Source organism: Mesorhizobium silamurunense (assembly GCF_014843825.1).
GTDB lineage: Bacteria > Pseudomonadota > Alphaproteobacteria > Rhizobiales > Rhizobiaceae > Mesorhizobium > Mesorhizobium silamurunense.
Genome location: NZ_JHQR01000038.1, coordinates 1 through 14,847, shown reverse-complemented (window position 1 = coordinate 14,847; position 14,847 = coordinate 1). Strand labels below are relative to the sequence as shown.

Below are 14,847 nucleotides of genomic sequence, written 5' to 3'. Positions count from 1 at the left end.
GAGCAGGATGTCGGCCTCGCGGCCGGCCTTCCGCATCAGCGCGCGCGCCTCGATCAGGCGCGGGCAGGCTTTTTCGGACAGGCTCTGACCCTTGACGCCGATCGAGGTGCCGAGCAGCGTCGCGAAGGCCACGTGCGGCAGGAAGGGCACGATGGCGGAAACCGGCGTCTCCAGCCGCAGCACCACGCCGGCCTCGGCGCCGAGCTCATGCGCCAGCTTTACGGCGTTCAAGGCCGCTTCGCCGTTCTCGGCGTGGACAGTCACGAGGTCGGCGCCGGCCTCGATGAACTGGCGCGTCTGCACCTCGACGATTTCGGCCTCGACCATCAGGTGCACATGGATCGGCTTCGCCGTCAGCTTGGCGATGCGCGCCACCAGGTCGGGGAAAAACAGGAAGCCGGGGGTGAAGCGGGCATCCGCAACGTCGATGTGATGCAGGTCGGCATGGGCTTCGATGCGCTTCAGGTCGCGCTCCATATTGACGAGATCCGCCGACCACAGCGAGAACTCGCCGATAAGCCGGTTGCGCGGCAGTGCGGCGATTGCCGCGGGGCCGGAGAGGGGTTTGGCGGTCATGACGGAATGAGGCTCCGGGCATTCGAATGGGACTGGAGGAAGGAACTGATCTGCGTATGCAACTCGCCGAAATGCTTCGCGCTGTCGTGCGCTTTGGGCGTGATCTCGGCGAAGACCGCGTCGGGTATCGCGGCCGCAAGCGTGTAGGCGGTCGACAGCGGGTGCACGGCATCGATTTCGTTGCCGATGACAAGTGCCGGAATGTCGAGCGCGGCCGCGTCGCGTTCGGAAACGTCGGGTCCGTCGCTGGCGATGTCGGCCAGCACTCGCGCGAACGATTTGGCGTCGGGCCGGTCGAAATAGCCGAGCAGCGAGGAAAGATTGTCGGGCGCCTCGTGATAGAGACGCGACGCGGTCTCGGATTGCGCGAAGATCGTCCGCCCCTTGTCGGTCCCGTGTTCGAGGATGAGCTCGGCGACCTCGGCAATTGGCTCCATGTTTTGCGGCGCGGCGGAAAACATCCATGCCGGCCGCACCAGGATCAGGCCGGCGACGCGCCGCGGATGGCGGCAGGCGAGGCGTAGCGCTATCGCCGCGCCCATCGAGACGCCACCGGCGAAGAAGCGGTCGAGGCCGGCCTGGTCGGCAGCGGCCAGAACGTCATCGGTGAACATCTCGAATGAGAACGGCCGCCGCTCGCCAAGCCCGGAGCCACCATGGCCGCGGCATTCCAGCGTGATGCGGCGGAAGCCGGGAGGAAAAGTCTGCGCGCCCTGCGTCTCGCCGCCGCCCAGCCCGTGCTGGAACACAACTGCCGGGCCTTCGCCCGTGTCGGTGGCCAACAGCGTCGCGCCGTCGCGAGGAAGCGCAATCCGGCCCGACATCACACCAGCTCCCCGAGGAAACGGGCAACTCCGGGCGCTTCCTCGGCGGAGAGCCCGTGCGTCACCAGCGGCCCATCGAAGCCGACGGCCTTCAATCGGCCAATGAAGTCGGCGAAGTTCACCACGCCCTGTCCGGCTGTGGCAAAGCGACCATCGGCGAAACGATCCTTCGCGTGCGCAAGCGTGACATGACCTGCCGTGCGCTCGACCGCCTCGGCAACGATGGCGCGCGCTGCTTCCGGATCGGCCCGCTCGAATAGATTGGCGGGATCGAGCACGATGCGCAGCCGCTTAGAGCCCATCTCGGCGATCAGCCGCATCGCGTCGTCGGCCGAGGTGACGATATTGGCCTGCTCCGGCTCGATGCCGAGATCGACACCGTGGCGCTCGGCGAGCTGAAGCGCCTTTTCCATCTCGCGCGCCATGTCGGCCCAGGCCGAAGGATCGGCATTGTCGGGGTGGTGCGCCCACTGGTCGTCAGGATTGCGCGTTCCGGCACAGAGCGTGACGAGCGGGATCGAAAGCTTGGCCGCTGTCTCGATGATGATCGCGAGCCGCCGAAGTCCATCGTCGCGCACCCGGCTGTCCGGATGCGCCATGTTGTAGGTGCCCGACAGCGCAACGAGACCTATGCCTGAAGTCTTGGCGGCGGCATCGATGGCGTCGATCGCAGCATCCGGAACCGCGTCGGGCATCGACGGCAGGCCGGCGCAGGCTAGGTTGAACTGGGTGACCGCAAAGCCCGCATCGCGCACGGCGGCTAAAACGCCGGCCGGGTCGCTGCCCGGAAAGGTCTTGGCGAACACCCCGACCTGCATCAGACCGCTCCCGTCACGCTAGCGATCTCGACGCGCTCGCCGCTCTCGACTGAACGCGCGATCGCCACCATGGCTCGGATCGAGGCTAGCCCGTCCTCGACATTGGCGCCGCGCATCGGCTTGCCGTCGAGGACGGTCTCGGCAAGGCCTTCGAGCTGGCGGCGGAAGAAATGACCATCGGCGCCGAGCGGCTTGCGCGAGGTCGCGTCCTTCTCGTGGAAGATGTCGACCTCGCTCGCGCGGAAGTACCAGGGATTGAAGGTCTTCGCGATCACCGAGCCGTTCTCGCCATAGAGCTGAAAACCCTCGTGCCAGTCCATGCGCACGGCGACGGTGAGGTCGAGATGGCCGAGCGCGCCGTTGGCGAATTCGGCCTCGACGAACCAGCAATAGGCGCCGAAGCGTTCGTTAAGCCGTGCGCGCACAGCGGTGATCTCCCCACAAAGGAAACGCGCCGTGTCGACCAGATGCGAGCCATGCGCCAGCATGAAATATTGCCTGAGGTCCGCCTTCGGATTGCCGGACGGCTTCCGCGCCAGCTTGCTGGTAATAGGCAGCGGCTGCACGGCATCGGTGTTGGTGTAGCGGTGGGTGGAATCGCAATACCAGGCTTTTAGCGCCAGGATCTCGCCCATCTCGTCGCGGACGAAATCGCGCGCTGCTTCCAGCGCCGGATCGAAGCGCTTCATGTGCCCGACCTGCAGCACTTTGCCGGAGCGCTTGACCGCATCGGCGAGCTTCTGGCCTTCCTCGACCGAGACGCCGATCGGCTTTTCGCACAGCACATGCTTGCCGGCTTCCAGTGCCTTGATCGACATCGGCACGTGATAGGCATCCGACGTGGCGACGATCACCGCCTCGAGTTCAGGGTCGGCGAGCATCGCATCAAAGTCGCCATACATCTTCTGCGGCTCGTAGGTCGCGCCCATGCGTGCCAGCAGATCGGGCGCGGCGTCGCAGATCGCATAGAGGTCGGCGTTGCTCGCCTTCACGCAGGATTCCAGATGCGCGAACTGCGCGATCGGCCCGCAGCCGAGCACACCGACACGAAGGCGACCGTCTTTCTTGCGGATCATCGTCTCAGGCTCCGTAGCCGCGCATGGTCTGGCGGTTGGTCTTGACCGCGCTGGCCGGATCGGCGGCGGCGGTCTCGGACTCCTCCTCCAGCACCAGCCAGCCGTTGAAGTTGGGCGCGGCACTGGCGATCTCGATCACCTTCGCCGTGTCGCAGACACCCTTGCCGAGCATCGCCCAGGTGCCGTTCGCATCGACGTCCTTTAGGTGCACGTAGCGGATGCGGTCGCGGTAGGTGGTGAGCGTGTCGGCCATGTCCTTGTGGCCGCGCAGGATGTGGCCGGTGTCCGGCACCCAGCCGACCAGCGAAGCATCGAGCAGCCCAAAGATCCGGTCGTAGTCGGCGCGGTCGTAGAGCAGCGTGTTGTGGTGCGAGCTCGGATGCACCGCGACCTGGACGCCGGCCTCGCGACCGATCTCGCCGGCCTTGTTGTAGACCTCGGCGGCAATGGCGAACTTGTCGTCGCGCGGACCGTCCGACACGACGGTCGCCGAGCCCATCGACACCAGCGCACCGGGGAAGGCGGCGGCGAAGTCGATCCAGCGCCTGGCGGTCGCCAGGTCGGCGCCGATCTTGTCCTTGAGCGTGAAGCCGCTGTTCGAACCAAAGGCGAAGGAGACCAGCGTCAGGCCGGATGCCTTCAGCGCGGTAGCAAACTCCGCCGGCTTGCCGGCATAGCGGCCGATCATCGTGTCGGTGATCTCGATGCCGGCGTAGCCGCCATCGGCGATCGCTTTGAGCAGGTCGTCGGGGCCGCCGGCAAAACGGTCTCCGAGCATTTCCCAGGTGAAGGTCTGGCAGCCGACTTTGAGGTCTTTCACGTTCATCCTTTCATTCCTTGATTCCATCTGCGTAGGCCCTGCCAGCAGAGAAGGTCCAATCCATCGATTTCGATCCGCGGCCTAAACCATCAGTTCTCCGTGGGACGGACATCCTACTTGACCGAGCCCGCGGTCATGCCGGCGAGGAAGAACCTCTGGGCGACGAGGTAGATGAGCAGGAGCGGTAGCGAGCCGAGCACGCTCATCGCCATCATCTGGTTCCATTCGAAGGCGTGCTGCCCCATCAACAGCTGGATGCCGATCGGGACGGTGCGCATGGACGTTGACTTCGTCAGCGTCAGGGCAAAGAGAAATTCGTTCCAGCACAACAGGAAGGTGTAGACCGACGTCGCCACGATACCAGGCAGTGAAATCGGGACGATCACCCGCCAGAGTGCGGTCCAGCTGCTGCCACCGTCGACAGCCACCGCTTCATCGAGATCGCGGGGCAAGGTGTTCAGATATCCCGTCATCAGCAGGATCGCGTAGGGCAGCGTGAACACCAGGTAAGTCAGGATCAGTGCGACGTAGGTGTCGAAGATGCCATACGAGACGACAAGCCCGAAGAAGGGGATCAAAAGCGTGATCGGCGGGATCGTCTGTGTGCTGATGATGAGTGTGTTGAGACTGCCCTTGCCGCGGAAATTGAAACGGCTGAACCCATAGGCGGCCAGCAAGGCGATCAGCACCGTCAGCACGGTCACCGCTCCGGCCACGAAGTAGCTGTTGAAGAAGAAGCGCAGCTTTACCGGGTCGCCAAGGATGGCCGCATAGGCTTCCAGCGTGAAGGCCTTCGGCAGGACGGTTGGCGGCAGGGCAAAGATTTCGGTATTCGACTTGAACGAGCTGCTCAGCATCCAGTAGATCGGGAAGGCCGCGAAAAACAGCCCCGCGGCAAGCGCGACATGGAGCGCGACGGTGATCAGCCTGTCTTTCGGCGTGTGCCTTTTCCTCATGGTGACTACCGAGCCTTCTGATAGCGGATGTAGAACAGCGTCAGGCCGAGAGAGATCAGCAGGATGACCACGGCGCTCGCCGATGCCTGCGAAAGGTTGTAGCTCGAAAACGCCAGCTTATACGTGTAGGTGCTGAGGACCTCGGTCGAGTAGATCGGACCGCCGCCCGTCGTTATCCAGATCAACGGAAAGACCTGCATCGTCCAGATGAAATCCAGCAGCGAGATGCTGATGATGATCGGCATCAGCTGCGGGATGGTGATGAAGATCAGCTTTTGGTAGGCCTTCGCCCCGTCGATATCGGCGGCTTCGTAGAAATCCTTGGGAATGCCCTGCAAGCCTGCGAGCAGGCTGACCATGAAAAGCGGGTAGCCCGCCCAGATATTGGCGAATGTGACGGCGTGCAGCGCGGTCTCGGGCGAGGAGAACCACTCGACCTTGGAACCGATGATGCCCATCTGCATGAGCACGCTGTTGACGACACCGTTCGGCTCGAGCAGCAGGCGCCAGATCACCGCGATGATCACCGCGGTGAACAGCCAGGGCAGAATGTAGAGCACGCGCAGGACATTGCGCAGCGTCGGATTGATGCGGTCGCTGTTCAGCATGAGCGCGAAGACCATGCCGATGGTCATGTGGAAAACCACACTCATGCATGTGAAGTAGAGTGTGTGCCACAGCGAAGCCCAGAACACGGGATCGTTGAAGATCGCCTGGTAGTGTTTCAGTCCGGCAAAGGACGGGTCCCGACGCAGCACTGCGCTGTTCTGGAACGAATAGCCAATCACCGTCACCATCGGCAGCAGCATCAGCAGGCCGATTATGAGGAGCGAGGGCGACAGGTAGAGATAGGGTGCGACCGCTCGTTTCAGTCTATGGCGGGAGCGCTTCTGCCGGGGCATATGCCAACCTTGGGATACGCCTTCAAGAGAAGGGGCTTCGGAAACAGGTCCGTCTCACATTGCCGATCCGTTGTTACCGGGAGGCCCGAAGTCAGGCCCCCCGGTCGAAGATCGAAAACGAGGAAACAGGCCGATCAGAATTTCGCCATCCAGCCCTTTTGAGCGTTGGCCGCGGCCTGTTCCGGAGACTGCTCGCCGGTGAGCATCTTCTGGGCTTCCACGTCGAACTGGGTCATCAGGTCTTCCGCCACCGGCAGGCCCGTGAACTCATTGGCAAGATAACCGGTCTTGAAGATCTCGAAAGCCTTGCCGAAAGCCTTGTCGGAGGTCACGAAATCGGGCTTGGCGTTGACGTTGCCCGGGAAGGCGTTGGCCAGCGACACGAGCTTGGCGTTCACCTTTTCACTCATCAGATATTGGACGAGCTTCCAGGCTTCCTCCTGATGTTTCGAGCCCGCGGAGATGCCGATGCCCCAGGAGGCATAGGGAAGGCCGCGCTTGCCGTTGTAGTTCTCCACGACCGGGACCGGGATGAGGTCGAAGTTCAGCTTGGGATTGCGTTTGCGGATGAGGTTCACATGCGCGAGCGAGTCGATCATCATCCCGACCCGGTCGTTGACGAATTCCTCGACCTTTTCCTGTTCGGTCTTGGTGGCGATGCCGGGCGAGATGGTGCCCGCGTCGTTGAGCGATTTGAGGAAGGTGAGCATGTCCACCACCGGCTTGCCCTCGAGGGCCGGCTTGCCGTCAGCCATCATCGATTGACCCGAGGCCCAGACCCACGACATCATGTCGTTCTGGACGCCGGACGGCGTTTGCAGCGACAGGGGTAGCACCCAGCCATACTGGTTCTTGTCGGCCTGGGTCATCTTCTTGGCGGCTTCGAGAAACTCCGCGCGGGTCGACGGCAGCTTGGTGACGCCCGCCTGGGCGGCGAGGTCCAAATTCACGAAGACCGGATAGACGAACGAAGCCACGGGAAACATCACCGCCTTGCCGTCCACCTTGATGATATCCGCGACCTGGGTCTTGTCGAACCCGCTCGCATCCATCATCGGGTTCATGTCGGCCAGCGCATTCTGCGCGTTCAGATTGTTCACCCAGGCGCCGTCGAGACCGACGACGTCGCTAAGCGTTCCAGTTGCGGCACCAACCGAGATCTGGTCTCGCGTGGTCGCATAAGGGCCGCTGACCAGCGTCACCTTGATTCCGGGGTTTGCAGCCTCGAAGTCATTCATGATTGCCCTGAGCGAGCCGGCCGGCAATTCGGGCTCCCACCATTGGGTGAATTCCAGCGTCGTATCCGCCATGGCGCTGGTTGCACCGAGCAACCATGCGGCCGCGGCTATTTTCAGCATCGCGGGTTGTATCCGAAACATCATTTTCTCCTCCTTCTTAAGATCGACCGCACAATGCGGACGATCGCCTGGTTATTCAGAAGCCTTCTTGCGAGTATCTCTCGCAGGCGCCTCGCTCTCGCCTGCGGTCTGCTGCAGATCTTCAGATCGCCAGATGCGTCTCGGGATCGAAGAAATGGAACTTGCCATCATCCACGGCCAACCGGATTTCCGATCCGGAGTGGATGGCGCTGGCCGGCTCGAATCTCGCCACCGCGTTCGATGCCAGGCCAAAATCCTCCACCGCGTCCGGATCGCCGGAGTCCACCCGGACCGCATCGATGTTCAGGTGGACGATATGTTCAGAGCCGAGCTCTTCGATCGAAGTCACCTTTGCCGGTATCGTCTGATACTTGCGGCCGGATTCGAGGCTGCTGTCGTAAAGATCCTCCGGCCGTATGCCGAACACGATCTTGCGCCCCTCATAGGACCTCAGGGCCGGCCTGCCGACGAAAGCTGCATCCTGCAGCCGGATCGCGAAGTCGCGAAAAACGAGCTCGCCGCCCTTCAGGGTCGCTTCGAAGAGGTTCATCGACGGAGAACCGATGAAGCCGGCGACGAAGGCATTCACCGGCGCCTCGTACAGTCTCTTGGGTGTGTCGACCTGCTGCAGCACGCCGCCCTTCAAAACCGCGACCCTGTCGCCCATCGTCATCGCTTCGATTTGGTCGTGGGTCACGTATATGGTCGTGACGCCGAGCTGCTTTTGCAGGCTGGTGATTTCGGCGCGCATTTGAACACGCAGTTTTGCGTCCAGGTTGGAAAGGGGCTCGTCCATTAGAAAGGCGGCGGGCTCGCGCACCATAGCGCGGCCCATGGCAACCCGTTGGCGCTGTCCGCCTGAAAGGTTCGCGGGTTTGCTGTCCAGCAAAGACGTCAGCTGAAGGGTTTTGGCGATCTCGTCCACGCGCTTCTTGCGCTCGGCCTTCGGCTTGCCTGCCAGGCGCATCGAAAAGGCGATGTTTTCGAACACCGTCATATGCGGGTAGAGCGCGTAGCTCTGGAAGACCATCGCGATGTCGCGGTCCTTGGGCGGCATGTCGACGACGTCGACTCCGCCGATCCGAAGGCTGCCGCTGGTGATGTCCTCCAATCCCGCGATCATTCGCAACGCGGTGGATTTGCCGCATCCGGACGGCCCGACGAGAATCAAGAACTCGCCGTCCTCGACCGACAGGTTCAATTGGTCGATTGCGCGAAAATTGTTCCCGTAGGTTTTGCAGATATTCTCAAGAATGACTTCTGCCATATTCCTCCCTCCACAAGTGTAAGCCAATGATTTTTATGGCTTTCCTCGGCTTATGTTCACCTGCGAAATGTTCCCTCGGATCGTTTCAAGCTATGTTCCGGTATCGAGCTGCGCCTTTTTCAGTTCGACTGCCGATAGCGCGTTCGACGATGCCAGGAGTTCGGTGACCTGGTCGTCGGTCGGAAGCGCCTCGCGCCCGCCGCGCCCCGTTATCGAAAGGGCCGCCGCCGCGGCCGCGAATGCCACCCGGCCTGCGGTGCCGGCTCCGCGCGTCAACGCATGGGCATAGGCGCCATGAAAGCAGTCACCCGCGCCGGTCGAATCGACGACCACAACCCGGTGCGGGGGCAGGTGCCAGAGACCTGTCTCTTCACGCCCCCGGTAGTACACGCCCCTGCCACCATCGGTCAGAACCACGGCGGACCGCGACGGCAACCACAATGCGTCGAGCATTTCGGCGGGCGACCGGCACCCCGTGGCAGTCCGCGCAAAGCCGAGTGGCAGAATGAGATGGTCGCAGAGCGCGATCAGCCGCTCAGTGGCTGGGCCACTGCTCCATTCGATATCGCCGAGGATCGCAAGGCCGAGATCGCGAGCCCGGGCCACGACATCCAGCGACCGGATCGCGTAGCTATCGACGATCAGGACGGTCGCGCGGCTGAGGATATCGTCCGGAAAGTCCGGAGCAGTGCCCAGCATCGCATCGTCGTCATACGCGATGAACCGTTCGCCATCCGAGCCGACGGTGATCCGAGAGCGCACCGGGCGCGCATCCGGGTGGCGCGGCGCGAATGCGGTTTCAACACCACTCGCAACGAGATCGCACAGCACGGCGTCGTCAGCGGCACTGGCCAGCCATCCGACGAACCCGGCGGTTCCGCCGAGCCGCACGACGGCGGCCAGCGCCGTCGCGACATTTCCCCCGAAAGCGCGGGCACTTTGCAGGACCTTCCCCTTGCCCGCCGACAACGGCTGATCGACATAGACGATGTCGTCTATCGCAATAGCGCCGAAGCCGAGGATCGAGGGGACGGTGGGCATCGTTCAGGCACCCGCCTTCGCCAGAGCGTCTTGCGCCGAAAGGCCGTCATGGATGACGCCGCGAAAGGCAAGCGCTGCCTTCTGCGGATCGCCATGCCCCCAGAGATTGCGGCCGACCACGGCACCACGTGCGCCGGCACGGATGGCGTCCGCCGTCTGCTGAAGCGCGCCGACCAGCGTATCGGTCTTCGGACCACCCGCGATCACAACCGGCACCGGGCAGGTCCGGACGGTATCTCGGAACGACTCGAAATCGCCTGTGTAGCCGATCTTGATCACGTCGACGCCGGACTCGTAGCCGATGCGCGCCGCATAGGCGATCTCATCGGGGGTGAAGACGATTTTTGCGCCGTCGGTGAAATCGCGAGGGTAGATATGCGCCACCACAGGCATGCCGTAGCGGGCCGCCGCATTCACCGAATCGGTCAGCCAGCGAATGTATTTGCCCTCGGTCGCGCCGCGCACGGGAATGGCCACCGCCAACGCATCGGCCCCCGCGCGCACCGCATCCTCGGGCGTCGCGATCAACTCGCTGATGCGATCGTCCGGAGTGAAGCAGCCCGCCTGAATCACCAGGGAAGCCTTGCCTGCATATTGCGGCCACAGATGGCGCGCTGTGCCAGGCTGGATGCTGACGTAGTCAGGTTTGCCCGCCATGACGCGTGCGAGCGCGCCCGGCAGGTCGGCTAGGCCGCCTTTGCGCACGTCGCCATAGCCGACGAAGTGGTCGACCGCGCCGCCAAAAAGGTTCCCCGATGGATGTGAGAAGAGGCGCGCAAGCCGCACCTTGGTTCCTAGGCTCATGAGTTCAAAATTCCCCAATCGTTTGATTTCAAAATCCGGCTGCGTCAGCGTTTTCACATGCTCTATAAAAATTTTACGCGCGTCAAGAATTAAAATGTTGTATAGCGGCTTTCGACTGTGCTCCGTTGCTGGCACAAGGGTGCAGCCAGGCCATGACCGCGTTGGGAGGTACGATCGAAAATGCACGGAAAATCAAAGACAAAGCTCGGCATCGGCGTCATCGGATGCGGCAACATCTCGATGACCTATCTGCGCAACGCGGCTCTGTTCGGCGGGGTCGAGTTGCGCGCCTGTGCCGACATTTCAGCCGACATGGCCGCGCTCCGTGCCAAGGAATATGGCATCCGCGCGCTCGGCGTCGACGCGCTGCTGGCCGACCCGGACATCGACCTTGTCCTCAATTTGACGATACCGGCGGCGCATTTCGACATTTCGTTTTCGGCGCTGTCGGCCGGCAAGCACGTCTTCACCGAAAAGCCTCTGGCGACGTCCGCCGCCGATGGCCGCCGGCTGGTCGCCGAGGCGAGGGCGCGCAATGTTCTGCTCGGCTCGGCTCCCGACACGTTCCTTGGCGCCGCCGGACGGCGGGCGCGCCGCCTGATGGACGAGGGCGCGATCGGTCGCGCCGTGACCGGCACCGCCTTCATGATGGGACGCGGCATGGAGCACTGGCATCCCAACCCGCAATTCTACTATCAGCCCGGCGGCGGCCCGGTCTTCGACATGGGCCCTTACTACCTGACCATGCTGGTCAACCTGCTCGGCCCCGTCGCCCGCGTCATGGCGATGGCGACGCGCGGCCAGGAGGAGCGGCTGATCACCGCCGACGGTCCTTTCAAGAACACCAGCTTCAAGGTCGGCACGCCGACCAACATCCTGTCCCTGCTCGAATTCCGCTCTGGCGCCACCGTCACCTTCGGCGCCTCCTGGGATGTGTTCAAACACTCCAACCATCCGATCGAGCTGCACGGCACGGAAGGCTCGCTCAGGCTGCCCGATCCCGACACGTTCGGCGGCACCGTCTCGCTCTCGGCGCGCGGCGCCGACTGGAAGGATCTTGAGAGCGAGGGCGAGCTCTATGGCGCGCGCAACTGGCCCTATGCCGCGCCCGACCGTGCCAACTACCGCATGCTCGGCGTCGCCGACCTGGCACGGTCGCTGTCGGAAGGCAGGAAGCCCCGAGCCTCCGGCGATCTGGCGCTGCATGTTCTGGAAATCATGGAAGCGATCCTTGCCTCGGGCGAAAGCCGCGGGTCCGTTGCCGTCAATGGCACCGTCGACCAGCCGCCGCTTCTCAGCGAGGACGAAGCGGCAAGCCTGCTGGCCTGATCGAGAGGTTCGTCCATGACGACATCGCCGCTGACTGCAACACCGGCCCTGTTCGCGCTCGATCCGCAGGCGCGGCTGGTTCTCAACCTCGGTCGGCAAGCCGGCGCCCCGCCGTTCGAGGCTGCAACGCCGGAACAGGCACGCCGTGCCTATGAAGAGGGTCTTCCAAACCTGCAGGGCGAGCGCGAGCCGGTCGGCTCGATCAATGAGCGCACAATCGCCGGACCCAGAGGCCCACTGACGCTCAGGACTTATCGCGGGCAGGGCGCCCCTGATGCAGGTGCCCCGGCGCTGCTCTATCTGCATGGCGGTGGCTGGGTGATCGGCAATCTCGAATCGCATGACGAGATCTGCCGCTGGTTCGCCAACATCGCGGCGTGCGTCGTGGTCGCGCCCGATTACCGGCTGGCGCCTGAGCACAAATTCCCGGCTGCGGTCAAAGACTGCCGCGCCGTGCTGTCCTTCGTGCAGGATCACGCCGCCGATCTTGGCATCGACGCGAAACGCATCGCCGTCGCTGGCGATAGCGCCGGCGGCAACCTTGCCACCGTGCTCAGCCTGCTCGCGAGGGACGACCATATCCCGCTCGCCGCGCAGCTCCTGTTCTATCCCAACACCGATGCCGCCCAGACGGCGGACAGCTACCGCCGCTTCGCCGAGGGTTTCGGGCTGACCGCCACGACCATGGCCTGGTTTCGCGATCACTATATCCGCGACGCCGCCGACATCGGTGATTGGCGCGCCTCGCCGCTGAAGGCGGAAAGCCTTGCTGGTGTTGCTCCGGCCTTCATCGCCATCGCCGGCCACGACATCCTCGCCGACGAGGGAGAAGCCTATCTCGGGCGGCTCCAGGACGACGGCGTGCGGGTCGTGCTCAAGCACTGGCCGGGCCAGATCCACGGCTTCGTCTCGATAGGCCGCCACGGCCCGGCATCGCGGCAGGCGGTCGAGGCGGCGGTTGCCGCATGGCGTAAATTCGATCGCGCTTTCGCGAAAGATCAAGCCGACTGACGCATCACCAGCGTCGCGTCGAGATTGACCTTGGGCGCGACCGCCGTGCCGTCCTCGTTGAGCAGGGTGAGCAGCGTCTCGACGCTGCGGCCGGCCATAGCGGCAAAATCCTGCGCCATGGTGGTGAGACCAGGACAAGTGTAGCGGCTCAGCGGATGGTCGTCATGTGCCGCGACACGCAGGTCGCAATCCGCCTTGCGGCCGACCTTGATCCCCCGGGAGAAGGCGGCCGCCATCACGCCGAAGGCAAGACGGTCGTTGTTGCACAGGATGGTCTTGCCCGGCAGGCCGCCATTGCCGAGCATCCTCTCGGTCTGTTCGTAGCCGATCCGCTCGAAATCCCACGTGTAGTCCTTGGTGTTGCCGATGACGACGGGCTCATGCCCGAGCCGCTTCATCGAGGCGACATAGCTGGCCAGCCGTTCGGGCGAGTTGTGGTTGACATGCGGGATATCGAAATAGACCGGCGCGTCGCCGGAGCGGCAGAGGTACTCGACGATCGTCGCGACGCTCTGCGTGTTGTTGTTGCCGACAAAGGGCGTGCCGCCTTCGAGATAGGTGTCGAAATAGACGATCGGGATGGCCTGCGTCAGCTTCTCCAGCGTGCGGTGATCGGAGCGCCGCCCGAGCGGCGCGACGAGCGCGCCCGAGACCTTCAGCGACAGGATGGTGCGCGTCGCCTCGACTTCGAGCTCGGTCGAGCCGTGCGAGGAGATGACGATCGGCCAGTAGCCTTCGTCGCGCAGCCGAAGCTCGATGCGGCTGACCATTTCCGAATAGAACGGGTCGGTCACGGTCGGCACGACGATGCCGATGCTGCGGGTGCGCTTGCGGTTGAGGTTGCGGGCAAACAGGTTGGGCTGGTAGTCGGACGAACGCAGCGCCTCCTCGATGCGCTTTCTGGTCGCCGGCTTGACGCTGGTTGGATCGTCAAAATATTTCGAAAGCGTTGGTCTGGATACGCCGCAGGAACGGGCGAAATCCTCCATCGTCTTATGCGTCATCGCCATTCGAACCCTCGCGGCATGGACATCCAAACCCTTGGTCCCATGCGGCTGTCCCGGCACCTACATAGAGCGCGCCGGCGCGCAACTGCAAGGTGAAAGTTTACAGACAAGTTTTCAAGTTTCAACGCGTTATGAGAAATTATTGCATGCGTAAATTTTGTCCAGATGCATGTGCAGCTTGTTCCGGGGGCGGCGCCTAGTAGACAGGCGTTGCCATATGCCGGGGCGCCGGCCATTCGGCGGTGATGCCGGGCTGCACCGGCCGCTCGAGATAGGTCGACAGCACCACATAGCTGCGCGTCGAGGTGACGCCGGGCGTCTCGTAAAGGCGCGCCAGCAGGCCTTCGAGCGCCCGCGTATCCTCGGTGCGCACCTTGAGCAGCATGCAGGTGTCGCCGGCCACAGTATGGATCTCCTCGACTTCGGGGTACTCGGAAACCGCCATCAGTTCCGGCGTCTTGCCCCAGCCCCTGGTGTCGATATGCACGAAGGCGAGCAGCGGCTTCTTCACCGCCCTGGGATCGATGATCGCCGCCGTGGCGCGGATGGCTCCGCTGCGCTTGAGGCGCTTCACCCGCTCATGCGCCGCCGGCGGCGACAGGCCGACGCGATCGCCGAGCTCGGCGTAGCTGATGGTCGCGTCGTCGACCAGGATGCCTAATATCTTTCGGTCGATAGGGTCGATATCGCGGGCGGGTTGCCTGTTCCGCTGAATGCCATCTGTTTCTTCATCCATATCGGAATTCCTCATTGATGCCGAATGAAATACGGCCATTGTGATCATATGTCGAACAGCGATCAATCAGCAATTCTGGTGGCGGCGCCCCGGCCGCCGATCCCGGCGCTCGCCTATCTCCTGACTGCGTGCATCGCCGTCATCGGCTCGAACTCGCTGGTTCTCGGGCCGATTGCGCCGGCCGTCGCGGCATCGTTCGGGGCGAGCGTGCCGGCGGTCATGACGGCGTCCGCCGCCTTCGGCCTCGGCACCTCGGCAAGCGCGCTTTTCCTTGCCCGCTACATCGACCGGATCGGCGCGC

Annotated in this window: 15 protein-coding genes and 1 pseudogene; 3 read left to right on the top strand and 13 right to left on the bottom strand. The window is 63.4% G+C overall.

Going from position 1 to position 14,847, the window contains the following annotated elements; all coding sequences use genetic code 11:
- The 11 genes from DH10_RS03765 to DH10_RS03715 all read right to left on the bottom strand — a co-directional run.
- On the bottom strand, positions 1-576 hold a 576-nt coding region (locus DH10_RS03765; protein ID WP_192384234.1), incomplete at its 3' end, for a beta/alpha barrel domain-containing protein.
- Positions 573-1,400 carry an alpha/beta fold hydrolase gene (locus DH10_RS03760; protein WP_192254557.1) on the bottom strand — a complete coding sequence of 276 codons (828 nt, stop codon included), beginning with the start codon at positions 1,398-1,400 and terminating at the stop codon, positions 573-575. The genes DH10_RS03760 and DH10_RS03765, both read right to left, overlap by 4 nt.
- Positions 1,400-2,218: a sugar phosphate isomerase/epimerase family protein gene (locus DH10_RS03755; RefSeq protein WP_192254559.1), complete on the bottom strand. Its 819-nt coding sequence runs from the start codon at positions 2,216-2,218 to the stop codon at positions 1,400-1,402. Before DH10_RS03755 ends, DH10_RS03760 begins: the two co-directional genes overlap by 1 nt.
- A complete protein-coding gene (locus DH10_RS03750; RefSeq protein WP_192254561.1) occupies positions 2,218-3,294 on the bottom strand; it encodes a Gfo/Idh/MocA family protein in 1,077 nt (358 codons plus the stop codon). Before DH10_RS03750 ends, DH10_RS03755 begins: the two co-directional genes overlap by 1 nt.
- A 4-nt stretch (positions 3,295-3,298) precedes the next feature.
- Entirely contained in the window at positions 3,299-4,120 is an 822-nt protein-coding gene (locus DH10_RS03745; RefSeq protein ID WP_192254563.1) for a sugar phosphate isomerase/epimerase family protein, read from the bottom strand.
- A gap of 107 nt (positions 4,121-4,227) precedes the next feature.
- The gene (locus DH10_RS03740) at positions 4,228-5,070 is read right to left on the bottom strand and encodes a carbohydrate ABC transporter permease (RefSeq protein WP_192254565.1); all 843 of its coding nucleotides are present in this window, start codon (positions 5,068-5,070) and stop codon (positions 4,228-4,230) included.
- A 5-nt stretch (positions 5,071-5,075) separates the two neighbouring features.
- The gene (locus tag DH10_RS03735; RefSeq protein ID WP_192384232.1) at positions 5,076-5,972 is read right to left on the bottom strand and encodes a carbohydrate ABC transporter permease; all 897 of its coding nucleotides are present in this window, start codon (positions 5,970-5,972) and stop codon (positions 5,076-5,078) included.
- 134 nt (positions 5,973-6,106) lie between these two features.
- Positions 6,107-7,354: an ABC transporter substrate-binding protein gene (locus DH10_RS03730; protein ID WP_192254569.1), complete on the bottom strand. Its 1,248-nt coding sequence runs from the start codon at positions 7,352-7,354 to the stop codon at positions 6,107-6,109.
- A 118-nt stretch (positions 7,355-7,472) separates the two neighbouring features.
- Positions 7,473-8,618 (bottom strand): ABC transporter ATP-binding protein, encoded by a 1,146-nt coding sequence (locus DH10_RS03725; RefSeq protein ID WP_192254571.1) that lies wholly within the window; start codon positions 8,616-8,618, stop codon positions 7,473-7,475.
- Positions 8,619-8,708: 90 nt separating this feature from the next.
- A complete protein-coding gene (locus tag DH10_RS03720; protein ID WP_192254573.1) occupies positions 8,709-9,659 on the bottom strand; it encodes a PfkB family carbohydrate kinase in 951 nt (316 codons plus the stop codon).
- A 3-nt stretch (positions 9,660-9,662) separates the two neighbouring features.
- The gene (locus DH10_RS03715) at positions 9,663-10,463 is read right to left on the bottom strand and encodes a beta/alpha barrel domain-containing protein (protein ID WP_192254696.1); all 801 of its coding nucleotides are present in this window, start codon (positions 10,461-10,463) and stop codon (positions 9,663-9,665) included.
- 180 nt (positions 10,464-10,643) lie between these two features.
- Between DH10_RS03715 and DH10_RS03710 the strand changes: the two genes are divergently transcribed.
- Both DH10_RS03710 and DH10_RS03705 read left to right on the top strand, forming a co-directional pair.
- Positions 10,644-11,792 carry a Gfo/Idh/MocA family protein gene (locus tag DH10_RS03710; protein ID WP_192254575.1) on the top strand — a complete coding sequence of 383 codons (1,149 nt, stop codon included), beginning with the start codon at positions 10,644-10,646 and terminating at the stop codon, positions 11,790-11,792.
- A gap of 15 nt (positions 11,793-11,807) precedes the next feature.
- Entirely contained in the window at positions 11,808-12,803 is a 996-nt protein-coding gene (locus DH10_RS03705; protein ID WP_192254577.1) for an alpha/beta hydrolase, read from the top strand.
- Here the strand turns inward: DH10_RS03705 and DH10_RS03700 are convergent.
- Positions 12,791-13,813 carry a LacI family DNA-binding transcriptional regulator gene (locus tag DH10_RS03700; protein ID WP_192254579.1) on the bottom strand — a complete coding sequence of 341 codons (1,023 nt, stop codon included), beginning with the start codon at positions 13,811-13,813 and terminating at the stop codon, positions 12,791-12,793. The genes DH10_RS03705 and DH10_RS03700 overlap by 13 nt on opposite strands.
- Positions 13,814-14,006: 193 nt before the next feature.
- Positions 14,007-14,546, bottom strand: a complete 540-nt coding sequence (locus DH10_RS03695; RefSeq protein ID WP_192254581.1) for an Lrp/AsnC family transcriptional regulator — start codon at positions 14,544-14,546, stop codon at positions 14,007-14,009.
- A gap of 48 nt (positions 14,547-14,594) precedes the next feature.
- On the opposite strand from DH10_RS03695, the pseudogene DH10_RS03690 reads away from it, so the two are divergent.
- A pseudogene (locus tag DH10_RS03690) lies at positions 14,595-14,847 on the top strand (MFS transporter); the annotation flags it as partial.